The sequence below is a fragment of the Aminiphilus circumscriptus DSM 16581 genome, from assembly GCF_000526375.1.
Classification (GTDB): Bacteria; Synergistota; Synergistia; order Synergistales; family Aminiphilaceae; genus Aminiphilus; species Aminiphilus circumscriptus.
Map to the genome: position 1 here is coordinate 323,190 of NZ_JAFY01000002.1, position 26,563 is coordinate 349,752.

Annotated in this window: 22 protein-coding genes and 2 pseudogenes; 14 read left to right on the plus strand and 10 right to left on the minus strand. The window is 64.0% G+C overall.

Annotated features, from left to right (window positions below):
• Positions 1-31: 31 nt before the first annotated feature.
• From cobA to K349_RS20035, 9 genes and pseudogenes are all read left to right on the plus strand, one after another.
• Positions 32-1,687, plus strand: a complete 1,656-nt coding sequence (gene cobA, locus K349_RS0102080; protein WP_026368234.1) for a uroporphyrinogen-III C-methyltransferase — start codon at positions 32-34, stop codon at positions 1,685-1,687.
• On the plus strand, positions 1,684-3,252 hold the full coding sequence (locus tag K349_RS0102085; RefSeq protein WP_026368235.1) for a cobyric acid synthase: 1,569 nt from the start codon (positions 1,684-1,686) through the stop codon (positions 3,250-3,252). Before cobA ends, K349_RS0102085 begins: the two co-directional genes overlap by 4 nt.
• 159 nt (positions 3,253-3,411) lie before the next feature.
• On the plus strand, positions 3,412-4,713 hold the full coding sequence (gene hemL, locus K349_RS0102090) for a glutamate-1-semialdehyde 2,1-aminomutase (RefSeq protein WP_026368236.1): 1,302 nt from the start codon (positions 3,412-3,414) through the stop codon (positions 4,711-4,713).
• 116 nt (positions 4,714-4,829) lie between these two features.
• A complete protein-coding gene (locus K349_RS18455; RefSeq protein WP_084460131.1) occupies positions 4,830-4,976 on the plus strand; it encodes a helix-turn-helix domain-containing protein in 147 nt (48 codons plus the stop codon).
• Positions 4,977-5,333: 357 nt separating this feature from the next.
• The gene (gene hemB, locus K349_RS0102100) at positions 5,334-6,311 is read left to right on the plus strand and encodes a porphobilinogen synthase (RefSeq protein ID WP_026368237.1); all 978 of its coding nucleotides are present in this window, start codon (positions 5,334-5,336) and stop codon (positions 6,309-6,311) included.
• 220 nt (positions 6,312-6,531) lie between these two features.
• Positions 6,532-7,134 carry a PocR ligand-binding domain-containing protein gene (locus tag K349_RS17680; protein WP_157367249.1) on the plus strand — a complete coding sequence of 201 codons (603 nt, stop codon included), beginning with the start codon at positions 6,532-6,534 and terminating at the stop codon, positions 7,132-7,134.
• A 14-nt stretch (positions 7,135-7,148) separates the two neighbouring features.
• The gene (locus tag K349_RS0102110) at positions 7,149-8,066 is read left to right on the plus strand and encodes a sensor domain-containing diguanylate cyclase (protein ID WP_026368239.1); all 918 of its coding nucleotides are present in this window, start codon (positions 7,149-7,151) and stop codon (positions 8,064-8,066) included.
• A gap of 32 nt (positions 8,067-8,098) precedes the next feature.
• Entirely contained in the window at positions 8,099-8,587 is a 489-nt protein-coding gene (locus K349_RS0102115; RefSeq protein WP_026368240.1) for a NanQ anomerase/TabA/YiaL family protein, read from the plus strand.
• 222 nt (positions 8,588-8,809) lie between these two features.
• Positions 8,810-8,933 (plus strand): annotated as a pseudogene (locus K349_RS20035) (IS256 family transposase); the annotation flags it as partial.
• On the opposite strand, the gene K349_RS0102120 reads toward K349_RS20035, so the two are convergent.
• The 10 genes and pseudogenes from K349_RS0102120 to K349_RS0102180 all read right to left on the minus strand — a co-directional run bounded on the left by K349_RS0102120 (position 8,934) and on the right by K349_RS0102180 (position 23,183).
• The gene (locus K349_RS0102120) at positions 8,934-10,070 is read right to left on the minus strand and encodes a pyridoxal phosphate-dependent aminotransferase (RefSeq protein ID WP_084460133.1); all 1,137 of its coding nucleotides are present in this window, start codon (positions 10,068-10,070) and stop codon (positions 8,934-8,936) included.
• Positions 10,067-10,999: an adenosylcobinamide-phosphate synthase CbiB gene (gene cbiB, locus K349_RS0102125; protein ID WP_026368242.1), complete on the minus strand. Its 933-nt coding sequence runs from the start codon at positions 10,997-10,999 to the stop codon at positions 10,067-10,069. Before cbiB ends, K349_RS0102120 begins: the two co-directional genes overlap by 4 nt.
• A complete protein-coding gene (locus tag K349_RS19570; protein WP_026368243.1) occupies positions 10,989-12,410 on the minus strand; it encodes a cobyrinic acid a,c-diamide synthase CobB in 1,422 nt (473 codons plus the stop codon). The genes cbiB and K349_RS19570 overlap by 11 nt, the downstream gene beginning before the upstream one ends.
• Positions 12,411-15,135: 2,725 nt before the next feature.
• Positions 15,136-15,828 (minus strand): annotated as a pseudogene (locus K349_RS19575) (AAA family ATPase); the annotation flags it as partial.
• Complete coding sequence (locus K349_RS16110; RefSeq protein ID WP_026368245.1) at positions 15,711-17,087, minus strand: metallophosphoesterase family protein; 1,377 nt, start codon at positions 17,085-17,087, stop codon at positions 15,711-15,713. The gene K349_RS16110 and the pseudogene K349_RS19575, both read right to left, overlap by 118 nt.
• A gap of 256 nt (positions 17,088-17,343) precedes the next feature.
• The gene (locus tag K349_RS0102150) at positions 17,344-17,931 is read right to left on the minus strand and encodes a hypothetical protein (protein WP_026368246.1); all 588 of its coding nucleotides are present in this window, start codon (positions 17,929-17,931) and stop codon (positions 17,344-17,346) included.
• Positions 17,932-18,513: 582 nt separating this feature from the next.
• Positions 18,514-20,376 carry a choline/carnitine O-acyltransferase gene (locus K349_RS0102165; RefSeq protein ID WP_026368247.1) on the minus strand — a complete coding sequence of 621 codons (1,863 nt, stop codon included), beginning with the start codon at positions 20,374-20,376 and terminating at the stop codon, positions 18,514-18,516.
• 18 nt (positions 20,377-20,394) lie between these two features.
• A complete protein-coding gene (locus tag K349_RS0102170; protein ID WP_026368248.1) occupies positions 20,395-21,246 on the minus strand; it encodes an ABC transporter permease in 852 nt (283 codons plus the stop codon).
• A gap of 9 nt (positions 21,247-21,255) precedes the next feature.
• Positions 21,256-22,191: an ATP-binding cassette domain-containing protein gene (locus K349_RS0102175; RefSeq protein ID WP_026368249.1), complete on the minus strand. Its 936-nt coding sequence runs from the start codon at positions 22,189-22,191 to the stop codon at positions 21,256-21,258.
• Entirely contained in the window at positions 22,191-23,183 is a 993-nt protein-coding gene (locus K349_RS0102180; RefSeq protein ID WP_245587989.1) for an ABC transporter substrate-binding protein, read from the minus strand. The genes K349_RS0102175 and K349_RS0102180 overlap by 1 nt, the downstream gene beginning before the upstream one ends.
• A 629-nt stretch (positions 23,184-23,812) precedes the next feature.
• On the opposite strand from K349_RS0102180, the gene K349_RS0102185 reads away from it, so the two are divergent.
• From K349_RS0102185 to pduB, 5 genes are all read left to right on the plus strand, one after another.
• Positions 23,813-24,181 carry a hypothetical protein gene (locus K349_RS0102185; RefSeq protein ID WP_026368251.1) on the plus strand — a complete coding sequence of 123 codons (369 nt, stop codon included), beginning with the start codon at positions 23,813-23,815 and terminating at the stop codon, positions 24,179-24,181.
• 437 nt (positions 24,182-24,618) lie between these two features.
• Positions 24,619-24,966, plus strand: a complete 348-nt coding sequence (locus K349_RS0102190) for a BMC domain-containing protein (protein ID WP_034264519.1) — start codon at positions 24,619-24,621, stop codon at positions 24,964-24,966.
• A 57-nt stretch (positions 24,967-25,023) separates the two neighbouring features.
• Complete coding sequence (locus tag K349_RS0102195) at positions 25,024-25,464, plus strand: EutP/PduV family microcompartment system protein (RefSeq protein WP_034264169.1); 441 nt, start codon at positions 25,024-25,026, stop codon at positions 25,462-25,464.
• A complete protein-coding gene (locus K349_RS0102200) occupies positions 25,461-25,739 on the plus strand; it encodes a BMC domain-containing protein (protein ID WP_026368254.1) in 279 nt (92 codons plus the stop codon). Before K349_RS0102195 ends, K349_RS0102200 begins: the two co-directional genes overlap by 4 nt.
• A gap of 18 nt (positions 25,740-25,757) precedes the next feature.
• On the plus strand, positions 25,758-26,549 hold the full coding sequence (gene pduB / locus K349_RS0102205; protein WP_026368255.1) for a propanediol utilization microcompartment protein PduB: 792 nt from the start codon (positions 25,758-25,760) through the stop codon (positions 26,547-26,549).
• Positions 26,550-26,563: the final 14 nt, after the last annotated feature.

The following is a 26,563-nucleotide window of genomic DNA, read 5'->3' on the forward strand; positions in this document are numbered from 1 at the left end:
GGAAGAACCATCCGGGAAAGGAGAGGAGATCATGACCGTCCATCTCGTCGGCGCAGGGTGCGGCACTCCCTCGTGGCTTACGCTCCGCGGAGCGGAACTCCTCCGCACCGCCGAGGCGGTCGTCTACGACCGCCTGATCCATCCGGACCTGCTCCAGCTCTGCCCCAAGGGATGCGAGTATCACCCCGTGGGCAAGCGCGAGAGCGACCACACCCTTCCGCAGAAGAAGATCAACGCCCTTCTGGTGGAGCTGGGGAAACGCCTTGCCTCGGTGGTACGCCTCAAGGGAGGAGATCCTTTCGTCTTCGGACGGGGTGGCGAGGAGGCCCTCGCCCTGGAAGAAGCGGGGCTTTCCTGGGACGCGGTTCCGGGCATCACCGCCGCTCTCGGCGGGTGCGCCGCGGCGGGGCTTCCGCCGACCCACCGGGGCCTTTCCGGCGCGGTGACCCTCGCCACGGGGCGCCTCGGCGACGGAGGCGCCGAGACGACGCCGGACAACGGAACAAATTCCGGAGATCCGCGCCGGAACTTCCTTCGGGAACTCGGCGCCGTTCCCGGAACGCTCTGTCTCTACATGAGCGCCTCCTCCTTCGCCGAGGCGGCGCCGTTCCTCGAAGCGGGCGGAGTGACACCGGACACGCCCGGGGCATGCGTGACCTGGGGAGGCTGGGGAAGGGCGACGCTCCGCTCGGGAACCTTCGGAGAACTCATCGAGGCCTCCCGGCGGAACGCGCTGCGAAGCCCGAGCGTGCTCGTTCTGGGGAGAACCGCCGGCGTGGCGCTCCACCCTCTCCGTGGTCCTCTCGCGGGGCTCCAGGTGGCGGTGTGCCGTCCCGCTCCCGAATCCTGGAACACCGCACGGCGCCTGGAACAGCTCGGCGCCGACGCCTACAGCGTTCCCCTCCTCGAACTGGAGGAACGCCCCCTCCAAGGCGCGGCGGACCTTCTCGCCCGGGCGGACTGGATCGTCTGCACGAGCCCCCGGGGCGCGGCGCAGATCAAACGCTGCGCTTCGGACCTGCGCCGCCTTCGAGGCCGCCTCGCCGCCATCGGCGAGGGCACCGCGAGGGCCCTCGCCCTGGAGGGACTGCCCCCGGACGTCACGGCGGAGGAACCCACGTCGGAGGGACTGGCCCGGCTTTTGCGCTCCCTGATCCGCCCCGGCGAGCGGGTGGCCTTCGTCCGAAATGAACGGGCCTCGTCACTGCCCGAGGAGGCCGTCCGGCAAGCGGGAGGCGTTCCTTTCGAGCTTGCCGCCTACCGCATGATCCCCAACCCTCTGCCGGGGGAGGAACTCTACCGGGAGCTGTGGCGCCAGGCACCGCTCCACGCGGTGGTCTTCGGCAGCGCCGCCCTCGCCGAGGCGTGGTGGGACCGCTTCGGCGGTCTTCCTCCCGGCGCCGTTCCCGTCGCCTGGGGAGAAACGTGCGCACGTCGAATCCGGGAGCTGCTGGAGACCCAGAGGGAAGGAGGACGTGACGTGGCGGTGCTCGAATCACCGGACCTCCCGGGGCTGGAGCGAGTGCTGCGCCGTCTGAACGCCCTTCTCTCGGACCTGCGCCTCGAACAGGCCGCGGCGGATGTCGGAAAAAGCGACGAGGAAACACCGAAAAGAAAAGGCCCTCGCCGAAAGACGGAACGAAACGACACCGCACCGCGCCGTACGCGGAAGGGGAACCCCTCGTGAGCACCGCACGGGCAAAGGGACTCATGGTCTGCGGCACCACCAGCGACGCGGGAAAGAGCCTTCTGGTCACCGCTCTCTGCCGCCACTTCTTCCGAAAGGGCATACGAGTCGCGCCCTTCAAGGCCCAGAACATGGCCCTCAACGCCTACACCGCCCCGGGAGGAGGCGAAATGGGCGTCGCCCAGGCCCTCCAGGCCGAGGCCTGCGGCCTGGAGCCGGACGTGCGCTTCAATCCGGTACTCCTCAAACCTCAGGGAGACAGCACGAGCCAGGTGGTGCTTTTGGGACGCCCCGCCGCCACGCTTTCCGCCCGGGACTATCACGGCAGGAACGGAAAAGGCTACGCGGCCACCGCCTGGGAGACCGCCCGCGATGCCCTGGCGGCCCTCCGGGAGGAGTACGACCTGCTGCTCCTGGAGGGCGCGGGAAGCCCCGCGGAGATGAACATCTACGCCGCGGACTTCACGAACCTCCGGACCGCCCGGGAGGCGGAGGCGCCGGTCCTCCTCGTGGGGGACATCGAACGGGGTGGCGTGCTCGCCTCGCTGGTGGGCACCCTCGCGGTGCTCCCCGAGAAGGACGCCGCACTGATCAAAGCCTTTGCGGTCAACAAGTTCCGGGGAGATTCGAGCCTCTTCGACGAAGGGTGCCGTTTTCTCGAAGCGCGCACGGGGCGCCCCGTTCTGGGAGTGCTTCCCTACGCGACCCATCTCCGCCTTCCCGCGGAGGATTCCCTGGGATTGCGCTCCTTCGGCGACGGCCCCCTGCGCATTGTGGTGATCAAGCTTCCCCGCATCGCCAACTTCACCGACTTCGACGCCCTGGAGCACGACGGCTGCCGGGTGGTCTTCGCCGACGCACCGGGGGATCTCGATGGTGCGGACTGCATCGTTCTGCCGGGGACGAAAGCCACCATGGCAGACCTTCGCTGGCTTCGGCAGCGAGGCCTCGCCACGGCTCTCCGGGATGCCGCCGACCGGGGCATTCCTCTCTGGGGCATCTGCGGGGGCTACCAGATGCTGGGAGAGCGCATCGACGACCCGGGGGGCGTGGAGGGATCGGGACCAGAGAGCATGGAGGGGCTCGGCCTGCTGCCGGTGCGCACCTTCTTCGAGGGAACCAAGATCGCCGCCCCCGCCCGAGCGGTGGTGAACGACTGGGCCCCGGGACCGTGGGAAGCCCTTCGGGACCGGGAGATCTCGGGCTACGAGATCCACATGGGACGCACGATCCCCGTTGCGGCGGCGTCTTTCGGCGATGGCACGCCCCTGCTCACCCTCATCGCCCGGGGAGGCCGCGAGATCCTGGAGGCGGACGGCGCGGCTCGGCCTGATGGGACGGTCTTCGGCTGCTATCTCCACGGTCTGGCGGACGACCCGCTCTTCCGGCGGGCCTTCGTCAACTGGCTGCGGCGGCGCAAGGGGCTCGCCCCTCTCGGCGGAACCGGAGAAACGGCGCCCTCGGGGCGGGAACTCCGGGACAGAAGCTACGACGCCTGGGCGGATTTCGTGGCAGCCCATCTGGATATGACGCGCCTGGAGGAGCTGATCGCCCGGGGGCTCTGAGCGCAGGAAAAGGACTCCCGAAATCGAAAGAAAACGCCGACGAGGAAGGGACGCCGCGCTGCGGCGGAAGTCTATCGGGAGCCTGCCCCGCCTCTGTTGCGTTTGCATTGACAATCCAAGGCCAAAAAGCAAAACGATCCGTCGAAGGGGGAATCCGAAATGGAACGGAAACGGAAGACGAATGCGGAGTGCTTCGCCGCTGCACGGGAGGTGCTGGTGGGAGGCGTGAACAGTCCCGTCCGGGCCTGGAAATCCGTGGGAGGAACGCCACGCTTCTTCCTGCGGGGAGCGGGGGCAATGTTGGAGGACGTGGAGGGCAACGTCTATACCGACTATGTGTGCAGCTGGGGCCCTCTCATCCTCGGCCACGCCCACCCGGAAGTGGTGGCGGCGGTGGTGCGAGCCGCCGCGGATTCGCCCTCCTTCGGCGCTCCCTCGCCGCTGGAGATCGAGCTTGCCCTGAAGGTGCGGGCACGCTTTCCCTCCATGGAGCTGATCCGCTTCGTCAACTCCGGTACGGAGGCGACCATGACGGCCCTCCGGGTCGCCCGGGGGTTCACGGGGCGGAAACTCGCGGTGAAGTTCTCCGGCTGCTACCACGGCCACGCCGACGCCTTTCTCGTCGCCGCCGGAAGCGGCGCTCTCACCCTGGGCTGCCCGGACAGTCCGGGCATTCCCGAGGACGTGGCGTCCTGCACGATAGTCCTTCCCTACAACGACATCGACGCGGTGAAACGCTGCTTTGTCGAGCACGCAAAGGACATCGCCGCGGTCATCGTAGAACCCTGGGCGGGCAATATGGGCCTCGTGCCGCCCCGGGAGGGGTTCCTCGAATCCCTGCGGGAGATCACGGCCACGTCCGGAAGCCTGCTTGTCTTCGACGAGGTGATCACGGGATTCCGCGTTCCCGAGGGGGGCGTACAGCAACGCCTCTCTCTCGTTCCCGACCTGACCTGCCTCGGCAAGATCATCGGCGGCGGGCTGCCCGTGGGGGCCTTCGGCGGACGCCGGGAGATCATGGAAAAACTCGCCCCGGTCGGCCCGGTCTACCAGGCGGGGACCCTCGCGGGCAATCCCCTCGCCATGGCGGCGGGCATCGCCACCCTCTCGGTGCTCGAACGCCCCGAGACGTACCGAGTGCTTGAAGCAAGGGCGTCCCGTTTTGCCGCGGGGCTCGCGGACGCCGCGAAGGCGGCGCACTTTCCCCTTGTGGTAACGCGACTCGGCTCCGTGCTGGGCATGTTCTTCGCCTCCGCGGTTCCCGCCACCCTCGACGAGGTGAAGCGCACCCGGGGAGACCTGTACCCTGCGTTCTTCGCCGCCATGGTCGAGGCGGGACACCTCTTCGCCCCCTCCGCCTTCGAGGCGCTCTTCGTCTCCACCGCCCACGATGAGGCGATCCTCGACGAGACCCTCGCCGCGGCGGAGCGCATTTTCCGGGAGCTCGCGAAGAAGATGTGACCAGCTCCGAAACAAGGGCTAAGGGACAGTCCCCGGAGAAAAAACAGGGGGGTCCACGGCAAGGACTTCGCTAAGATGGAGTCGCCACAACAGCCAGCTAGCGGGAGAAACCGGCCATGAGCCACCACCATCTTACCAGAGACGAGCGCGAGATCATCGTCATCGGCCTGCGAATCGGAGTATCCCCGCAGGCAATCGCTTCCCGGATCGGGCGTTCCAGGAGCGTCATCCGCCGGGAGATTCCGCGCAGGCGGCGCCCGTGACTATGAGAAGCAGGGCTTCGAGCCCCCTGGCGAAAGCGGTTCTATGGATTCTTGATGGGGCGTCTGCCGCGGCATCGCCGTGGACAACGGCAAAGAGTTCGCCCGACATGCCCGGATGAGTAAGGAAAGGACTTCCGGAGCGTGAGCCGGGAGGAGGTGGATCAGTACGTGTCGCTCCTCGACAACAGGCCACGAAAGCACCTCGGATGGCCTATTCCTGCGGAGGCCTGTCGGGAGCTGGCTCCATCTCCGTTGCGTTTGACGTGACAATCCAAGGAGAGATACCATACCATAGGATACCGGATTTCAAGAGAGGTTCGTCTCTTTCCATGGCTTTTTTCGAAGGAGGTCCTGTTCATGACCGCAGGTTTTCCCGCTCTCCGGATGCGGCGGCTCCGCTCCCATCCGGCACTTCGGGACATGCTCGCAGAAACCATTCTGGAACCCCGCCATTTGGTGCTCCCCCTCTTCGTCGTCCCCGGCGAGGGCGTGGAGGAACCAATTCCATCCATGGAGAACGTGAACCACTGGAGCGTCGACCGACTTTCCCGCATCGTGCAACCCGCTCTCGATGCGGGCGTCAAGGCCTTCATCCTCTTCGGCCTTCCGACCTACAAGGACGCCCTCGGCACCAGCGCCGCCGAAGCGGACCAGCCCACCCAGAGGGCCTGCTCGTTCTTGCGGGAGCGTTTTCCCCAGGCGTACTGCATCACCGACGTCTGTCTCTGCCAGTACACGGACCACGGTCATTGCGGCCACCTCACTCCCGAGGGCGAGGTGGACAACGACTCCTCCCTGGAGCAGCTCGCCCGGGCTGCGGTGAGCCACGCCAGAGCGGGGGCGCACATGGTGGCCCCCTCGGACATGATGGACGGACGAGTGGGGAGGATTCGGGCCGCCCTGGACGAGGCGGGGTTCTCCGAAACGGCCATCATGAGCTACGCGGCGAAGATGAGTTCCGCCTTCTACGGTCCCTTCCGGGACGCGGCGGAAAGCGCCCCCAGATCCGGCGACCGCAAGAGCTACCAGATGCCTCCGGGCAACACCCGAGAAGCGCTTCGAGAAGCGCTTCTCGACGAGGACGAGGGAGCGGACCTGCTCATGGTCAAACCGGCTCTCACCTGCCTCGACATCCTGGCCCGCCTTCGGGAAAAGACGCTTCTCCCTCTGGCGTGCTACCTGGTGAGCGGCGAGTACATGATGCTCCGGAGCGCCATCGCCCGAGGGCTTCTCGACGAGGGGACAGCACTTCTCGAAGCGCATCGGGCATGCCGCCGGGCGGGCGCGGACCTGATCATCACCTACGAGGCGCTCAACCTGGCCCGAAGGCTCTAGGTCCAACGGACCTTCTCGGCCCGTACCGAAAAAACGCTCCTTCCGGAGAAAGAACGACCCATTCTTCAAGGCGTTCGCCCAGGGAGTGGAGATTCTGAGTGTTCCCGCAAACAAGAGCTTTGGACGGATCGGCGTTTCCCCGCCGCCGTGGCGGAAACTGCGGAAAAGACAGTGCGACACCGGACAGCAACACCAAAGCGCCTCGAAAGGAGTCTTCGCCGTGGATCACTCTTTTTCGGACGTGGTGAATGTCCCGCTCTGCTCGGAAATGCTCCGGCATTTTTACACCGCCTCGGGAATTCCCTGTGCCTTTTGCGGGAAGGACGGCTCTCCCCTGGCCTCGGCGGGAGGGCAGACGCTCTGTCATCATTTCCACCGGACACATCCGGAGTACCGGAAATACTGCGAGGCGAGCTGGGAAGAAATTGGCAGAGCAATCGAGAACGGTGACGAGGAATATCTCCACCGTTGCCAAAATGGTCTCATGGATGGCGCCGTTCCGATCCGTGTCGAGGGCGATCTCCTCGGCTACGTCGTCATCGGACAGTTTTTCCTCGTTCCTCCGGACGAAACGACGTTTCTCGACAGAGCGCGGGCGAACAATCTCGACGAGGCGGCCTACACGGAAGCTCTCCGAACCGTCCCCATCGTCTCCAGAGAACGGGCCGACGCGGCGTTGCGGCATTTTCACATCCTGGCGAACCTGATCGCGGAGGCGGGAGTCCATCGGCGGCAGATGGCCTTTCTCAACGCCTCCCTCCAGAACACGCCTCCCTCCAGAACGCGAACGCCCTCCTCAGAACCCAGATCACGGAGCGGGTAAAGGCCGAGGAGGCATTGCGACGCAGTGAAGAACGCGGACAGTTCGCCCTGGAGGGCTCCGATTTGGGCGTGTGGGACTGGAATCTTCTCACCAACGACGTGTATTTCTCTCCCCGCTGGCTCGAAATGTTGGGGTACGGCCCGGGAGAACTCCGGGAACGTTTCTCCGAATGGTACGACCGGGTTCATCCCGAGGACCGGGAACACGCCGTCAAGGAAACACAACGGCATATTCGCGGGGAGACTCCTTTCTACGAAGCCAGACATCGGCTGCGCTGCAAGGACGGGAGCTACAAGTGGATTCTCTCGAGAGGCAAAGTCATGTCACGAAACGCGGAGGGAAAACCCCTGCGCATCGTGGGAACCCACAGGGACATCACCGAACAGGTCCAGGTGGAGGAGAGCCTCCGTCACGCGGGCACCCACGATCCCCTCACCGGGCTTCCCAACAGAACGCTCTTCAACGACCATCTCCTTCTCGCCATGGCGCAGGCGCGCCGGAACAAAACCGTCGTCGCCGTCATCTTCCTGGATCTGGACGATTTCAAGGAGATCAACGACGCTCTCGGGCACGATGTGGGGGACCTGCTCCTCAAGGCCGTGTCGAAACGCCTCAAGAAGGAAGTCCGCGAGGTCGATACGGTGGCTCGCATGGGAGGAGACGAATTCACCCTCATCCTCCCCGGACTGCACGACAGAAAGGACGCGGAGCAGGTCGCCGAGAGGATCCGCGAAGCCGTCGCACGTCCCTATTCGCTCGGAGACAGAGTTCTGGAGGTGAGCGCCAGCCTCGGCGTCAGCCTCTACCCCCTGGACGGGAGAGATGTCCGAACCCTGATGAAGCGGGCGGACATGGCCATGTACCGAGCGAAGAACGACGGACGGAATCTCTGGCGCTTCTGGGAGGAGAACACGGAAACATCCCCGGAATAAAGACACCGGAACGACCCGAAGGAGGCCTTTGTATGCTCTGCGGAAGTCTGCGTTTTCGAAGGATGGACGAAGCCGTTCTGCCCGGACCTGTCGTCCGGGCGCTCGCTTTTCTGGCGACAACGGATTTTTCAGGCCTGCAGCCGGGACGCATCGAACTGGAGGAGGGGCTCTACGCCATCCTCGCCGAGGAGGAGACCGGTCCCGTTTCGGAGGGTGAATGGGAGGCACACCGGCGGTACGTGGACGTGCAATGCGTTCTCGAAGGAGAAGAGAGCATCGGCTGGGCTCTTGACGAGGAGCGCCCTCTCCGCAGGAACGCCCTTGCCGAGGAGGACTGTCTCTATTTCGAGCCTCCGGAAAACCCCTCGTGGCTCCACCTGTCTCCAGGCCATTATGCGGTCTTCTTTCCACGGGACCTCCACTGCCCGCTGCGGCATCCCGGTTCGCCCCGGGTGCGAAAAGTGGTGGTGAAGATCGACATCGCTCTTTTTCCTCTGGAGGCGACGGATATCCCGCAGTAGGATTATGCTCTAAGGAAGCTCTGAATAAAGACCTTTCGCTTTCCCTTGACTCGGGTCGCATCAGGCTCTGCGAGGCACCCTGCGGGGCTGACGCAGCCTTATTCAGAGATTCCCTAAAGAGTGTGCGAAAAGTGATTGCGGAAGGAAATTCAAAGCAAGAAGGTCATGATGTAGGGTGTCTGCTGCGCACAAACAACCCGAGCCCTTGGGAGGCGATACACCATGACCGGAAAGAAGCATAGCAGTCCTTTCGCTGGAATGAAAAGCTCCTTTCGGGAACGAAACGAACGCCATGAAGGTCCTGATGACGGAAGTACGGCAAGAAATCCTTGACGGGGAAATGACGTCATCCCCGGCGGCGCTCTCCTTCAAAAACCTCGTCGAGGGCCGCGCAAAGACGCCGATTTTCCTCGCGGCGCCGCACGGCGAGCCGCACGTAGTCGTCTCCGAGCCCCGGAAAACTCGTACAGGTGCGCAGAAGAATGCGGAAGGGAAGCAGGCGGCGCTGCACCTCGCTTCCCGAAAGCACGACCTGTCCCGCGTCGTTCCGGGGAAGGCGGACCAGGAGGAAATTCGCCGCGCCGGAAAACACGAAAAATCCGCGCTTGGCAAGCTCCGCGGAAAGGAAGGCGCGCTCCGAGGCGATTCGTTTTCGCGTGCGGGCGAGCCAGGCGTCCCCCTTTTCCATGCAGGCGAGGGCGAAGGCTTCGCCCACGGCGTTGACGGGCCAGGACTGCTGAAAGGCCCGCACCGCCGCGACCGCGCGCCGTCCGCCGAGAAGATAGCCCACCCGCAGGCCCGGTACGGCGAAATCTTTCGTGAAAGCCCGCAAGAGCAGCACTTCCTCCGGCCAGGCGTCCCTCCGGGACGCCGCCAGGGTGGCAAGAGGCGGCCAGGAGAGATGCAGAAAGCACTCGTCCAGGAGGAGCCGGGCCCCTTTGGTGGTGCAGGCCTTGAGAACGCACTCCGTCTCCTCTTCGCTCCAGCCCCGTCCCGTTGGATTGTTGGGCTGGCAGAGCACCACCAGGTCCCCGGGGCGCACCCGCTCCGCCAGTTCGTCGGCGCGATAGGCGAATTCGTCCTCCGGGACCAGCGGATGGCCTGCAACGGGAACGCCCGCCAGCGATGCCGCCGCGGCATATTCCCCGAAGGTGGGAAGGGGGAGCAGCAGCCGCTTCGGGCGGAAGGCGAGAACGAGCGGAAGCAGCAGGTCACTCGCGCCGTTCCCGACGGCGACGCCTTCCTCGCCGGGACCGTGTCCGCTCCAGGAGGCGAGCGTCCTTCGAAGATGCCTCGACTCCTGATCGGGATAGACCTGCACGTGCCCAAGGGCCTTTCGGGCGGCCCGAAGGGCGAAGGCGGGAGGACCGTAGGGGTTGATGTTTGCGGAGAAATCGAGCCATCCGTAGGGGTCGTCGTGCTCGTGGATCCGCCCGCCGTGCACGTGGCCCGAAGCGACCCAGGAGGAATTCATTCCGGTCATTCCAAAAGCACCGCGAGAAAGAGCGCCGACAGGGCGGCACAGGCGTAGGCATTCCAGTAGAGGGCGAATCCCCGCTCGAGGTCCGTCCGGTTCGGAGGAGGCCCCTCTCCGAGAAAGGGTTTGTCCACCCATTGCCCGAAATAGGGGGTGGGACCGCCGAGGGAAATCCCCAGCGCCCCCGCGAAGGCTGCCATGGGCCAGCCGCTGTTGGGGCTGGAGAGAAGCGGCGCGAACGTCCGGGCCGTGTGGAGCGTCCGGGAGAACGAACCGCCCACGCCGGGGCTGGCGACAGCGACGAGCAAGGCCGCGCAGCGGGAAGGGAGCAGGTTCAGCAGGTCGTCGAAGCGGGCCGCGGCCCATCCGAATTCCCTGTAGGTTGGGGTCTTGTACCCCACCATGGCGTCCAGGGTGTTGGCGGTCCGGTGAAGCCAGGCGCCGAGAGGTCCTCCGAGGGCTCCGTAGAGAAGAGGGGCGCAGAGAGCGTCGCCGAAGTTCTCCGAGAGGGTTTCAAGCGCCCCCGAGACGACCTTCCGCTCGTCCAAGGGGTCCGTGTCACGGCTCACGAGGAGCGAAAGAGCCTTTCGCGCACCCGCGAGATCGCCCTCGGCGAGACGCTGCGCCACACCGCGCACCTCCCGGGCAAGACAGGTGCCCCCCAGAGCGAAGTAGAGCATGCCCCCCTCCAGAAGCCATCCCGCTGGAAGCATGCGTGCCGCGGTCACGGCGATGCCGAGCGGAAGAAGGGTTCCCGCGAGGGCGAGGAGGAGAAAGAGCACTCCCTGAAGGCGCGCCGGCAGGGGCAACCTGCGGCAGAGCGGTTCCAGACGTTCCGCCCCAAGCCCGAGGAGGCGCACGGGATGCCATTCCGTCCTCGGATCTCCCAGAAAGAGATCCAGCGCGATCGCCACACAAAGCGATTTAACGAACATTGGCATTCCTCCAGTTTCGGCAGGTGTCGACGAAACGAACCGCCGCCCCGGGACAGCCCCAGAAATGCAGGTGCACGTAGGAGGCGAGCAGGTTCGGCCGCACATACCCCTCGTTCCAGCAGACCTCCGGACGGGACGCCCTTCGGACCAGATAGGCCGTTGGGGTCTCGCCGGCGCTCTCGGAATAGTGGAACTCGTGCCCCCGAAGCACCTCCCCTCTGGAGGCCAGCAGTGTCTCCGTCTCCAGGCGTGCCTCCACGTAGCCGAAACGGCGCAGTCGTCCCGTCATGGTCACGGAGAGATCGAGAAGTCCCGCGAGCTCGGCCCGCTCGTCGTTCCGTCCCGTGATCTCCCGGGCGAGATACATCATGCCGCCGCATTCCGCGTAGACGGGAAGCCCCAAAGCCCTCCGACGCCGCAGGTCCGCGAGGTAGCTTTCGTTTCCGGCGAGTTCCCCGAGAAATTCCTCGGGATAGCCGCCTCCGAGATACAGCCCGTCGATCTCCTCGGGAAGCGCCGCATCGGCGGCGGGGCTCGTCTCCAGGAGTTCCGCCCCGAGCTCCTCCAGCAGCTCCAGCCCGTCCCTGTAATAGAACGTGAAAACCTTGTCCCGTGCGACGGCGATACACACGCGTTTCCGCGGTGCTGCCTCGAGAACGCGGGCGACCTCGGAGGGAAAGGCGGCGTCCGCCGGAACGGAGGGGGCCTTCGCCAGCGCCGTGAGGCGCTCCAGGGAAACGCCCTCGTCGATGGCATCGGCAAGGCGCTCCAGTTGCAGGGAGAGTTCGCTTCGCTCCGCCGCGGGAATCAGTCCAAGATGCCGCGAGGGGAAATGCGCCTCCGGAACGTGGCGGATCGAACCGAGTACGGGAAGTCCCGCGAAGCGTTCCACTGCCTCGGAGATCAGGGTTCTCCGCTCGCCTTCGCGCAGGCCGCAGAGAATCACGCCGACGACGGAAGGAGGCGGAACGCGATGTCCGTCCTCCGCGGTGGAGAGCGTGGCGAAACCCAGGGCCATCGCGGCGAGGCTCGTCGCGCCTTTCGTGGCGTCGAGGAGGAGCACCACCGGCAGGGACAGCGCCCTCGCGAGAGAGGCCGTGGAATTGCGTCCCTCGGAGCCGATGCCGTCATAAAGTCCCATGACGCCCTCGACGACGGCGACGTCCGCACCGCCGCATCCTCGGGCGTAGAGAAAGGGAAGCGTCGCCGGAGACGTGAGAAAGCCGTCGAGATTCCGACACTCCCGCCCTGCGGCAAGGGTATGGTAGGAGGGGTCGATGAAATCGGGTCCGGCCTTGAAGGGCTGGACACGCACTCCGCGCCGCGCCAGAGCGCGGCAGAGTCCTGCCGTGAACGTCGTCTTGCCCACACCGCTCTCCGGAGCGGCGATGACGATGCCCGGCGCCGTCATGCCCGTCCCTCCTCGGAAAGACAGGGCGTCCATTCCGGAAACGGAAGGGGCGTCTCGCGGATCTCCCCCGGGAGAGGGTGAAACAGCTCACGCGAAGGGGAGTTGCCCCAAGCGTCTTTTCTCCGTCGAAGCGGCTTTCTTCGCAACGGCTCGCTCTTTCGGCCAAAAGGGTCGCGAAGATCTCCCGGGTGGCGTTGTGACAGGAAAAGAGGAGAACCTGATGCTCCCGGGCGATCTCCAGAAGCACCTTCGCGGCCCCCAGGCGACGCTCCTCGTCGAAACGCACGAGGAGATCGTCCAAGATCAGCGGAAGAGGTTCCGCCCGGAGACCGAACTGGCGGGCCATGCCAAGGCGCAGGGCCAGGTAGGTCTGGTCCGCGAGGCCGGAACTCCAGGCATCCTCTCCCCTGCGCGCCCCGGTGGCGTATTCCTCCAGCTCTACCGCGCCTCCCGCGGAGGTATCCCGAAGACGCAGGGCGTACCGGTTTCCCGTGAGCGTCCTCAGGAACCGGTCCGCATCGCGGATGACACCGGGCTGACGCTCCCGCTCGTGAATGCTCCGGGCTTCGTCGAGGCTGCGGCGACACAACACGATGGAAAGCCACTCCTTGACCGCCTCTCGGAGGGACGTGGCGAGAGCCTGTCGCTCCTGGCGAAGTCGGGAGCTGTTCTCGTCGTGGGCCAGGCGCTGCAATTCCGCGGCAACTTCCCCCGCACGGCGGTGCGCCCCTGCACAGGATTCCTCCAGTTCGGCCACCCGGCGCTCCAGAAGATCCCGCTCCTGCTCCAGGTCCAGAGGAAGTGCCGCCATCTCGTCCTCCAGGGAGGCAAGGGCGTCGAGGGAACCGCCCAGGGAGACCAGCACCTTCTCGTGCTCTTCCACCAGCCGTTCCAGCTCCAGGCGACGGGCCGTCTCAGCGGCGCAGGCTCGGAACGACTCCTCGTCGGTCGCACCCGCGAGGGCGAAGAGGCGGGCCTGTTCGTTCCGTTTTCCCTCAAGGCGTTCCTCGCAGACGCAAAGAGCCGCACGTTCCTCCGCCAGGCGCTCCCGAAGCGCATCGAGTTCTCTTGAGGCCTCCCGGACCTCGTCGAAGGTGCGCACAAGGAGATCCAGAGAGGACACGTCCGGTTTTTCAGGCACGGGAAGCCCACAGGCACGGAGACATGCGGCAAGTCGATTCCGGAGCGCCTCCAGGTCCGCCCGAACCGCCGTCAGGGTGGTCTTTGCCTCGGCGATACGCGTCGTCTCCCCCCGGCAGGAGTCGGCTTTGGCGACGAACTCGGGAAATCCCCCCGGTTCGAGGCGAGGCTCGAACCCCCGTTCGCGCAACCATTCCCGCCAACGCCATTCTCCGTCCTCGAGAAGCTTTCCCGCCGCGTGAACTTCCTCGTCGGCCTTGCGCATGCGCAAGAGCGCCCGCTCGTAGGCACCCTGAGCATCCTCCAGGGCAGCCCTGGCGGCACGGTAGTTCGCGAGGAGGGTTTCCTCCTCCTCCACAAGCAGGACCAGCGCTTCGAGACGTTCCGCATCGTCCGGCGAAGGAAGGCCGCTTCCGTCGGCCACGGCGCAAATCTGCTCCCGGATTCCCTCGGCGAGCACCTCCTGCTCCGATGCGTAGGCCTCCGCCTCCGCCACTTCCGCGCGCTTGCGTTCCGTCTGGGTTTTCCATTTGCGCTGCAGTTCTTCGTCGGCGCCGCCCTGGCGTCTCGCCAGAACGTAGAAGAGCGGCGCCAGGACGAACCCCACCACGGCGAGGACGATCACCATGGGATCGCGCTTGAGGAACCAGAGGAACGCCAGAGCGAAGGCGCCCACGAGAAGCGACACGGGAGCCCAGAGGGAGAAGAGGGCATACCGTCCCGGCGTGTCCTGTTCGAGATTCGCCAGTTCCACCCGGAGGCGGTCCCGGTTTTCCCGGGCAAGACGCACCGCCTCGTCGAGCCGATCCCGCCTGCTGCAGAAGACCCGGAGCCGCGAGAGAGCCTCCTTGCGCTCCCCGAGCAACTCCTCGTCGAGATCCTCCGGAAGGGGCACGTCGGCGAGACGCTCCCGTTTTCCCTCGAGCACCGCCTCGGCCTCCTCCACATTCTCCCGGGATGCCCGAAAATTCTGTTCCGCAAGGCGGCGCCGTTCCCGTGCATCCCGGAGAGCCGCGTCGAAACGCTGCGCTTCCTGGATGGCGGGAAGGGAGAGGTCCACCCGGAAGAGGCGTGCATCGGTCCATCCGTCCCCGAGTTCCGCCAGATGCTCCGCGTGGCGCTTTTCGTCCTTGCGGATCTCCACCTCCAAACGCGTCTCCGAGGCGAGGAGTTCCTGAAAGCGCCCGCGTTCTCCCCGGAGTGCCTCCACTGCCTCCCGGTGCTCCAGAAGAACCCAGGGATACCGGTCCTGCAGCAGCGTCTCCCGCTCCTCGAGCCGGGAGACCCGCTCACGGCCCTCCCGGCAGGAAGCCTGCAGGGCGTCCGCTTCCTGAACAAGAACGTCGTACCGTTCAATCCCCCGCTCCGGAAAAGATCTCCCGCCCCGGATCTGCGCCAGTTTCTCCAGGGCCAGCTTCCGCTCCGTCCAGGGGCGCCGGATCTTCTCCAGGAGAAGAATTCTGGAAAGCCGTCTCCGGGCGTCTTCGGCCTCCCCGGTCTCCCGCGCCACCTGCTGCCGCAGTCGTTCCTCCTCGTCCCGAAGGTCCCAGAAACGCCCCTCCTGCTCCGCCAGCCCATGAAGCTCCTCCTCCACGTCCCTGAGGGATTCGAGCAGCTCGTTCACCCTGCCGCCGGTCCCTTTGCCGCGGCCAAAGCGGTAGAACTCCCGCTGTTTCTCGGCGAGACGCTCCATGAGATCGGGAAGGCTGGCGACCCCGAGCCCCGCACCGGCGGCGAAAAGCCTCCCCTGCACCGTCTCATCCCGAAGAATCCGCGTTCCCTGAAGATCGGAAAGGCCCATGGCGAAGATGCTCTCGTAGCATCCTTGGTTCAGATGCCCCAGGAGAACGGACACGTTTCCCCCGGCGTCACCGTTGAGAAGCACCTTTCGGTCGTGCATTTCGAGGAGGTAGTCGCTGCCGTCCCGGGTGGAAAAGGCGAGCCGTCCCTGGCGGATCCGCCCGCGGACCGGTTCGTAGAGATTGCGCGAGGCCCTTCGGTCGGGAACGCCGAAGAGAGCGTAGCGGAAGAAATGCAGCAGTGTCGTCTTGCCGCTCTCGTTTTCTCCCACGAAAAGAACGAGATCTCCTTCGAGGGGATCCACCCCCTGATCGTGGAGAATGCCGAAATCGGAGACGAAGAAGCGGGTGAAGCGCATGCTCAGGCCTCCTCCCGAAGCAGTCCGTCCAAAAGCATCGCCTCGGAGGCGCCGAAGATCTCCCGGATCTCCCCGGAAGAAAGAGAGGTGAGGATGTTCCGGATTTCTCGCCGCTCCCATCCCCGGGATTCCGGGTCCTCGGAAAGGAGACGCGTGAGCAGGGAGACATCCGGGCAGGCACGCATGTTTTCCAGAGAGCGCAGCACGTCCCCCACGAAATGATCGCCTCCGCGCAACTCCTCCACCGCGACGCAGGGAGCGGTTCGATCCTCCGGAGGAAGAAGCCAGACGCAATCGTCCCGCTCCACCTCACCGGCGTTGCAATGCACCGCAAATTCCTCGCCGAGATTCTTGCGGAGAAGCGCTCCGTGCAGAGCGGTCCGCCCCTCGAAGCGAACCTGAAGGAGGGCCATCCGCCCCTCCGCGTCCGCACGAACCGACTCCTTGAGTTCCGAAAGAGCACCGAGAAGCCGTTCCTCCGTCTCCACGGAAGAAAGATTGAGCGTGTGCCGGTATCGACGCACCGCGTCCACGGGGATGAACTCGCACCGCACGTGCCGGGAACCCGGGGTCAGGGTCACCGCAAAACACCCCCTGGGGCCGGTCTCGCCGCGCCTGCGGCTTTGAAACGTTCCCGGATAGGCCACGAAAGGCTCTCTTTCACGGAGGATTTCCCGTTCGTGCACGTGCCCGAGAGCCCAATAATCCATGCCGGCGGCACAGAGGTCGTCAAGGGAGCAGGGAGCGTAGTTCTCGTGTCCCGCCCGGCCTCCCACGTTGGCGTGCAGGAGGCCGATGCGGAAAACGCCCTCGCCGGCGCTCTCCGGTTCCTGGGCGGCTGCGCGGAACTCCTCCACCACGTTGCGCGTCACGTCCCTCCGGGGATAGCTGAAGCCGTAGACCCGGGCCACGACGCGCCCCTCGCGGAGAATGGGAAGACTCGTGACCTTCGGGCCGAAACGGTGCACCGAGGGGGGGAGGTCCAGCCGAGCCTCCCACCCGGAAAGCGGATCGTGGTTGCCGTGCACCAGATAAGAGGCGATACCTCCCGCAGAAAGGCGCTGCACTTGCTTGCGGAAATCGAGCTGCGACGCGAGGGTCCGGTCCTCGCTGTCGAACACGTCACCGGCAAAGAGCACGAAGTCAACCCGACGCTCCAGCGCGATTGTCACCAGATTCGCAAGAGCCTCGGAAGGAGCGTTCCGCAAGCGTTCCGCCAGTCGCTCCGACGCATTGCGCTCCCGGCCCCTTTCGGAAATCGCAGGACCATTTCCGGGGCTACCCAGGTGAAGATCTGCACAATGGATGAAGGTCACGGACCGAAACGAGGACCCCGCCTCGCACGTCGCTGGTGCATCGGGATCGGATTCCCAGGGCATGACTCCATTCACCTTCCTTCTCGTTTCCGTTCCTCCCGACAGAGCGCTCGGAAGACATACCGAAAACGGACACGGTGGAAACGGTCCGGCACCGCCGCTTTCACGGAAAAGGAGCACTCTGCGTACACAGCATATCATGAGGCGTTCTTTCTGTATGCCCGATGTTCTCACGTTACGAAAAGAGCGCCGCAAAAGGACGGCTTAAGCTCCTTTCACGACGCTCCAAACGAACACCTGACGAGGCACAAAAGACGGTTCAGGAGAGGGACTTGAGAAGCTCCTCCGCGGCCTTGTGCAGGTCCCCGATCTTTCCGTCCTCCCAGAACGTCCCCTGGATCAGGGGAAGACGTCTTTCGAGAAGATCCTTCGCCTTGTCCTTCTCGTTCGCCACCGCATAGGCCCGGGCGAGACAGAAGAGCGCATAGGCCTCGGCACTCGCCTGGGCATCGCGTTTCACGTAGGTTCGAAGGAAAGGATTCTCGGGATTCTTGCGCCCCGCGTCGTCCACCCATGCGACAGTGAGCGTCTTGAAGGACTTTCCAAGGGCGTTCACGGCGTGTTTCACGTACAGCACGTCGCCTTTTTTCGACCCGTGCTCCAGAATCGCCGCGAAGGAGGCCGTGCTGTAGGAAACGCCGAGCCCTTCCTCGATCTCCTCCGACGCCGACGGCAACGCCACGAGATCGATGAGCAGCCGCTTGCCCATCTCGTAGTTGCCGCCAAGAAGATACGACACGCCGGCATAGTACGAATATTTGACCTTTTCCTCCGGGCTGCATCCCGCCCGGGCGAAAAAGCTCGCCGCCTCGGCGTACTGCTTGTTTTCGAAGGTCTCCCACGCCACGCGCGGGTCAACGACTCCTCAGGTGGCCGCCCAAGACGTCGCCGTCAACACGAGAAACATCACCGTCAGAAGCAACGTAAGCCCAACCCTTTGATTTCTCCGTTCCATTTCCGCACCTCCGCAGAAGACATTCCGCTCTCGGATTTTTCCTCGCACTCCGCGACAGAAATACGCGCCGTCGCCTGAAAAAGAGATGTGCCACCGGGGCAACCGTCGCCGTTGCCGCCTCGTGAGAGCGACGCAAGTATAGTGACTTCTTTTGAGGAGTGCAACGAAAATTTGCGGATCTGTGACAAAACAGGGGCAGCATCATCCCTAAGGAACCTCTGAAAAACGCCACACCGACCTCAAAAAAACGCGATGCGATCAAAATCGTGCGCGCGAGAGAGAGAAACCTTTTAATCAGGGCTTCCCTAAAACGGGACAGGAAAAATGTCATTTGTTGTCATTCTCCACGGATGATGAGGCGCGATGTTTTCTTGAGCCTGAAGAAAGCAAAAGAAAGCGAAAAAACGTCGATTCCGGACAAGAAGGTAGTGAAAGAGGGGATGACGGCGGCGGAAGGGAGCGGTCCCGGCACGATCACGCGCCGGGACCGCTTTCCGCCTCGAGAAAGCCGAGCAGATCCTCCAGCGCCTCGTGAAGCGTCTCCTGAAGCGACGGAAGAGAGGTGCGGTCGTGCCGCCACCCCGAGAGGAAAAGGTGAAAGCGGTCGGCATAGGAAAGATAGCGGAAACCGTAGCCGTCCTCCACGACGGGTCCGAATCCGGCGAGGCGGAGCCCATCCGCCGCGGTGGTGCTGGTGGAGAAGGTGTTGCGGCTCAGGGTACGCCACCCGAGGTCGTCGTAAAGGGCGGGGCGTTCCAGGGATTCGGCGGCGGCGATCCGAAGCAGACCCCAGAGATGGCGGTCCACGCCAAACCCGGCCTTGCAGAGCCCAACCCGCTCCACGTGACACGCGGCGGCCTTTCGCAGAAGGAGGGCACATGTTCCCGCCTGGCTCTTTGCGGCGATCCGGGCGTTTCGCACCGCTGCGGCGTTGACGAAGGCAACCGACGCGGACGTTACGGGGCGCATGGCCTCGGTACGGCCATGGAGAAACCGACGGGTCATCACTGCCTGATAGGTGGTGCGGCAGACGCCGAAAAGCCGCCGCTGGGCGAGCTGGAGCGCCAGCTGCACGAAGGCGTCGGAACTCACTCCCGCCCGCTTGATCCGATCCTTGCCAAAGGCATCGAAGGACCAGGCCCGGACACACACGCTTCGGGAATGTTCCTCCACGACACGGAGAGCACGATGGACTTCTCCGAGAAGCTCCTCGTCAAAGGCGAAGCGGAGTTCCCGCAATGCGGGACGGATGCCGCCGGAAGCCCCTTCCCGGCGGGGTGCCTCCGTCGCGAGATGTGCCGCGAGACGGACCATGACGGATCCGTCCGTTCCGGCATGCTCCATGACGATCCCCGCGCCGCCGTCTGGAAAGACCACGAACTGCACGGACTTGTCGTACCAGCGGTTCGCCGTCTCCCCGGCGAGAAGAGCCGCGCCGAGGCCGGAAAAGTCTTCCGGCACCGCCTCGTCGCAGCAGATCGCGAAGAGAGCCGTCTCGACGCTTTCGAGGAGTTCCTCGTTGCCCGGAATCGCCGCGAGACGCCGCCGCAAGGCGGCCCATCGTTCCCGGGGAAGAGCGGTGAACACTCCGACGGGGAAGGTCGCCGGAGTGGAACGACACCGTTCGTCGATGTCCCGGAAGGTCGCCGCCAGTTCGTCCGAACCACAGTAAGAGCGCGACGAAGCGCATGGGAGATCCATCCGAAAAAGACGCCCCCGGCGAAGCACCACCACGTGTTCCGCCGTTTTCCCGTTCCCGTCGGCGGCGAAACGGAGCACGTCCCTTGAAGCACAGGGAACACGGGTGGTCCCGAAGACCCGCCGGAACTGGGCCATGCAGAGCGGCTCTCCCCGCTCCATATCCGGAGGAAGCGATTCCTCCAGGATTTTTCTCCGAAAGGCGAGCGCACCGAGGACGAGGGAGGCCGCCCGGGAAGACCACTCCTTCTCCCGTTCCTCCAGGGCGTAGAACACCGAGGAGTGAATCACCAGGGAGTCCCGAAAGGAGAGATACATGTCCTCCCAGAAGGGTTCCAGCCAGTTGGGGACATCCGGTCGGGACGCCCTCTCCACGAGGCGGCGCTGCAGCTCGCGGCCAGGACCCGTCGCCCCCGCGAACGCCTCCGTCGCCTCCGTGGTGATGGCGAAGGCCCGGTCGTCCAGAAGAGGGCGTATCCATTCGAGATAGCGGCGGCACGTGTCGCCCAGGTCCGGAACGGGAAGGCGGGGCAGTTTTTCCTGAAAGGCAAAGATCCCCTCCGGGACTTCCACGCATTCCTTCCGCGGCGACGCGAGCACGGGCTCGTGCATGCCATGCCCCTCTTCGTTTCGTTCCATTGTCGGCCCTCCTTTCGGCTAGCGCGTCGGAGGCTCCCAGCGCCTGGCGAGGCTCTGGGTAATGCGGTCGATGACGATGGCGAGGAGCACCACGCTGGACCCTGCCTCGAAACCACGCCCCACGTCAATGCGGTTGATGGCGAGGAGCACCTCCTGCCCGAGACCGCGGGCGCCGATCATGGAGGCCACCACGACCATGGCGAGGGCCATCATGGTGGTTTGGTTCACACCGGCGAGAATGGAAGGCATGGCCAGGGGAATGCGCACCTCCCGGAGAAGCTGCCACCGGGTGGCTCCGTAGGCGAGGGCGGCCTCTTCAACCGCCTTGGGAACCTGACGAAGCCCGAGTTCGGTGAGGCGGATCACCGGAGGAAGAGAGTAGATAAGCGTTGCGAGCACCGCCGGAACCTTGCCGAGGCCGAAGAGCATCATGGCGGGAATGAGGTAGACGAAACTAGGCATGGTCTGCATGGCATCCAGAAGAGGCCGAAGGACGAGCGAGGCCCCCCGGCGCTCCGCCATGAGCACCCCCACGGGGACCCCCAGGATCAGGGCAAGGAACACCGCCGTGATGACCACCGAGAGCGTCTCCATGGCCATGGACCAGAGACCGAACATACCGATGGGAAAAAGAAGAAGACCGAGGAAGGCCCCCGCGAGAGGACGCCGGGTGGCATAGACGCCCAAAAGCGCCACAGCAAGGAGTACCGACCACCAGGGAAGCCAGATGAGAAAACGGTTCACCTTGAGCAGCAGGGAAAGGATGCCCGCCGACACGGCGTCGAAGAAGGCCGCGTGATCCACCACAAGCCAGTCGATGAAGGAGTTCACCGCAGGCGCAATGTGATATTCGAGAGTTTTCGGAAACACGGGTCCCTCCTATCCGGCGCGGTGTTCCGCCATGCGGCGCTCCGCCCGGGCAACCTGCTCCCGCTCGTCCTGAACGAAGCGGGCCACGTAGTCGTCGGCGGGGTCGGCGATGATGTCGTCGGGGGAGCCGATCTGGACAATGCTCCCCTTGCGCATGACCGCCATGCGGTCCCCCAGGCGCAGCGCCTCGGAGAGGTCGTGGGTGACGAAGAAGATGGTCTTCCGGAGCGTCCTCTGGAGGCGGATCAGCTCGTCCTGGAGTTCTCTGCGAATGAGGGGATCAAGACCGCTGAAAGGTTCGTCCATGAAAAGGATGGGAGAATCCATGACGAGAGCCCTGGCGATGCCCACGCGCTGGCGCATGCCCCCCGACAGGGAGGCGGGATAGGCTCTTCCCCATCCTTCGAGCCCGACTCGGGAGAGGATCTCCTTTGCTTTGTCCGTTCGGGCCGTTGCCTCCTCTCCTCGGAGCTTCAGGCCGAAGGAGGCGTTTTCCAGAACCGTCCGGTGCGGCAGGAGACCGTAGTGCTGAAAGACCATGGCCACCTCCGTCCTGCGGAAATGCACCAACTCCTGGGGCGTCATGGCCGTCACATTCCGCCCGTTCACGGAGATGTTTCCCGCCGTGGGTTCCACCAGGCGCATGAGACAGCGGATGAGAGTGGATTTTCCGCTGCCGGAGAGCCCCATGACAATAAAGGTCTCCCCCGGCTCCACGGAGAACGCCGCATCTCGAACGGCCACCACGACCCGTCGTTCCTTCTCCAAAGCCTCCAGCGCCTCGGGATTCTCCACAATCCCCGGAGGCAGCACGTCGCCCTTCTGCCTGGAATAGATCTTCCAGAGCCCCCGAACTTCGATGGCGGCGGAAGAGAGAGGCGGCGCGTGCGCCGCCTCTCTCTGTTCCGGACCGAGATCGGCGGAGAGTGCGTAATGGAAAGCCACTAGGGAAGCGCCTCCAGAGCGGCCCGTACCTTCCCCGCAATCTCCGGGGCCAGCCACGCTGCCCAGACCGCCTCGTACTCCTTCAGGAACCACTCCGCCGCCCGCTCCACCGTGGCACCGGACTCGAACATGAAGGCCAGCACCTTGTTGTTCTGCTCCAGCGTGGTCTCGTAGACCTCCAGAAAACGCCGCACCTCCGGATGGGCCTCGGCGAATTTCGCGTTCATGAGAATGAGCACTCTCGCCTTGGGAAAGGCACAGCCGTAGTCCTTTCCCTCTCCCCAGCGGGATTCGTCGTAGGGCGGTTCCTCCAGAAGTGTCATGTCGTACTTGCCGAGAACCCACGTAGGCTCCCAGTAGTAGGCCAGAATGGGACGTCCCCGGTCATAGGCGGTCTTGATGGCCGTGGAAAGGGCCGTCTCGGAGCCGGGCGCGAAGGATTCGAAGGTTTCCTCCAGACCGTAGGTCCTGAGCTTCACGTTGTTGATGGTATGCACCATCCATCCCGTGGGCCCATTGTAGAAACGCCCCTTCTTAGGGTTCTCCGGATCCTTGAAGAGTTCCCAGTACTTGGGCAAGTCCGCCACGGACTTCAGGTCCGGCGCGACGGGAGCAATGCCCCGGGCCGCGTCGCCCTTGATCATGTACGTCGGTACGTACCACCCCTGGGGAGCATCCGGAAAAGTGGACCCCAGATCCACCACAGTCTTTCTGGTCTGAGCCTTTTCCCACCATTCCACCACGTTGTCCACCCATCCTTCCATGGAGAGATGGGCGTCTCCGCGCTCGATGGCCATCAGCCCCGGCATGGACTCGGCAAAGACGTATTCCGGCGCGTAGCCGAATCCATGTTCCAGGATGAAACCGGCGATGCGGTTGTGCACCTGCACACTGTCCCAGCTGAAATCGACGAAAATCACCGATTCCGCCGCAGCGACGGGAGCGACGGCCAAAACCGCCGCAAAGAGAAACCACAGCACTGTCTTCTTCACGCACGTCACACTCCTTTTCCTGGTGCGAATACCGTCCTCCGAGGAGACGCGACACGTCTCCGGAGGCGGAAACTGCCCGGATGGGGAACGGCTCGTGTTTTTTCCGAAAAATAGGGGTCTTTTTTCCTTTCGCGAAGGCGATCGGGCCACATATGTCCGCAAAAAAACCGACGATACCGGAACGAGGCGAACGGCCTGGAGACAGCGACGTTGTGCTGTTTTTTAAGAACAGCTCCAGAGGAAATGAAACAAAAATCCAAAATGAGGCACAGAACGATTATGACGTGTACAAAGTCTCGCTTCTTCAGATATTAAGAATAGACGATGAAGAACTGTTCTGTCAAGATCAATGCATACAATTAAAGCGTCTCCACTTCTTCATTCACCCTTTCCAACTCCCTTCAACACCTCGCAACACCCGTGTTGCAAACACCTCCGCAACAGGGACAAACACGACGGAGGCCGCCGCCGCATCGACCCTTCCGGAGGCGAATCCGGTTCTCGGAACGCGAGATCACTCTCGGGGTCCATCTCGTCATTTTTCCGAAAATGCGTCGCGAACAGATCGCGTTCGGCCCGAAAAAAGCGTGGTATCATTGTCGCCGACATACGGTCGGGAGGGAGACGGCATGGCCTGGATCAAACGCGGCTCCATCATGGTGGACGTACAGAACGTGGAACGCCTCGACAAGGTGCTCAAGGACGGCAGCGTCGTTGCCCGCATCGTGGGGTGGATCAACGAGGGGGTCGTTCAGATTCCTCTCCTCAACACCTTCTGGTTCTATGATTTTCTGCGGAGAGTGAACAAGGAGTGGCTCCTCAAGCGCCACCCCGACATGGTGATCTTCGAGGGAACACCCGAGGAGGCGGACCTTCTCTACGACCGCCTCCGGCATTGGCTTTCCGCCCCCTCCTACCAGATCTTCGACGTGGATTACGAGATCGGCCTCCACGTAACCAGGGAGATTCCGAACATCGTCTCCGTGCGCAACGGCTGAGGCGACTCCACACACCGCCGAGAAAGACCGCCTCCCCGGCGGATGGCGCAAGAGCCCCACGAACAGGACGTGCCGCAAAAAAACGAAAATACTTCCCCCCTTCGGAGCGCGACGACGGCATGCGCTCCATCTTTGTCGTTTCCGTTTTTCCGGTTTCCGAACACCACGACGACGCGCCCCGGAATGCGTTGTTCCACACCCGCGGACACGTCCCACTTCCCCCCTTCGGAGCAAAAAAACGAAATCCGCCAATCATGACTCACTCTTTTCACTTTTGCTTCGTCTTTTCGCATCGGCAATCCGCTCAAAAAGACCGACCATGAGGTGGATGCGCCTTCCCCCTCGATTGGATAGAAAAGAGAGGCACCAGTATCCGGAGGGAACTCCGGAACGACTCGCAATCTTCAGCGGTGGAGAGCGCGAAGGGTGAGGGGGACATGTCCGTGACGGAGACGAAGCAGCGCATCGTCCAGGAGTACGTGCCCGGAAAACAGATCACGCTGGCCCACATCATCCGGAATCCAAGACGGGATTTCTGCGAGCGCCTTGGCGTGGATCAGCCCGGTGCGGTGGGCATCATGACCATTACGCCGGGAGAGGGCGCCATCATCGCCGGCGATGCCGCCACAAAAGCCGCCAACATTCATGTGGAGTTCGTGGATCGTTTCACCGGATGTCTCATGTTCACCGGAGAAGTGACCGCGGTGGAGACCGCTCTCAAGGGAGCCGTTATGACGCTGGAATCGGTGCTTGGATTCGTCCCCGCGCCGATCACCAGAACATAACGGCTTTTTTCGTGCGCCGTGTCCCAGGGAGAAAAACGCGGAGAACCGCGGCGCATCATGGTCGTCGGCCCCAGCGGCGCGGGAAAGACGACGCTTTTGACCGCTCTCGGCCTGATGGAACAGAAGCACGGCGGCAAGACCGAGATGGTCTCCTACACGTCCCGGTCCATTGATACGCCCGGGGAGATGCTCGAGAATCCGCGCTATTATTCCGTCCTTCTGATGAATGCCCCCAAGGCGGCGTTGGTGCTTTTCGTAGCGGACCCGACGGGAAACGTGCGGTTTCCTTCCAGGATGGCCCAGGCGTTCCGGGCTCCGGTCCTGGGAGTGGTGACGAAAGTGGACGTGAGCACTCCCGAGGAACGGGAGAGAGCGAAGGAACGCCTGCGAAGCGCGGGAGCGAGGGAGGTGGTCGACTGCTCGCCAGTGACCGGAGAGGGAATGGATCGCCTGAAGTCTTCCATTGAACGCATGTCTAGGGAGGTGTTCCGTGCATGAACGGAGAAGCGCTGGGATTGATTGAAACACGAGGACTTGTGGGAGCCATCGAGGCCGCCGACGCCATGGTGAAGGCCGCCAATGTGCACCTCATCGGCTACGAGAAGATCGGATCGGGCTACGTGACCGTTATGGTTCGGGGCGATGTGGGCGCCGTCAAGGCCGCAGTGGATGCGGGCGCGGCGGCGGCCAAGCGCGTGGGTGAGATCGTTTCCATTCACGTCATCCCCAGGCCGCATGCGGACACGGAAAAGATCCTGCCCAAAATCGGGTAGCCCGAGGAGGTGTAGACAATGGCAGAACAGGACGTCATGAAGAAGGTCATGGACGAAGTCATGAAGCGCCTCGCTCCCGAGATCCCCAAGGAGGCGCCTGCGAACGACGCCGTCTGCGTGCCCGCCGCGGTCACCGAGTTCATCGGGACCGGCATGGGGCACACCCTCGGGCTCGTCATCGCCAACGTGGAGCCCCGCCTCCACGAAAAGATGGGCATCGACAAGAAGTATCGCTCCATCGGGATCATCTCCGACCGCGTCGGTGCAGGCCCCCAGCTCATGGCCGCCGACGAGGCCGTGAAGGCCACCAACACGGAGATCGTCTCCGTGGAACTGCCCCGTGACACCGAGGGCGGCTGCGGCCACGGCTGCCTCATCGTCTTCGGCGCCGAGGATGTCTCCGACGCCCGTCGCGCCGTCGAAGTGACCCTGGGCAACCTGGACACCTATTTCGGCGACGTGTGGGCCAACGACGTGGGATACCTGGAACTGCAGTACACCGCCCGGGCGAGCTACTGCCTCAACAAGGCCCTGGGTGCTCCTCTGGGCAAGGCCTTCGGGCTCATCCTCGGCGCTCCCGCCGGTATCGGCGTGGTCATCTCCGACACCGCCCTGAAGGCAGCCGAGATCGATCCCTTCGCCTACTGTTCCCCCAGCAAGGGCACGAGCCTCACGAACGAAGCGTTCATCATGGTCACGGGTGATTCCGGTGCGGTGCGGCAGTCCATCATCTCCGCCCGCGAAGTGGGAGTCAAGCTCCTTCACTCCCTCGGAACCAAGCCCAAGTCCCTCACCGTTCCGTACATCTAGGCTGAGGACGAATC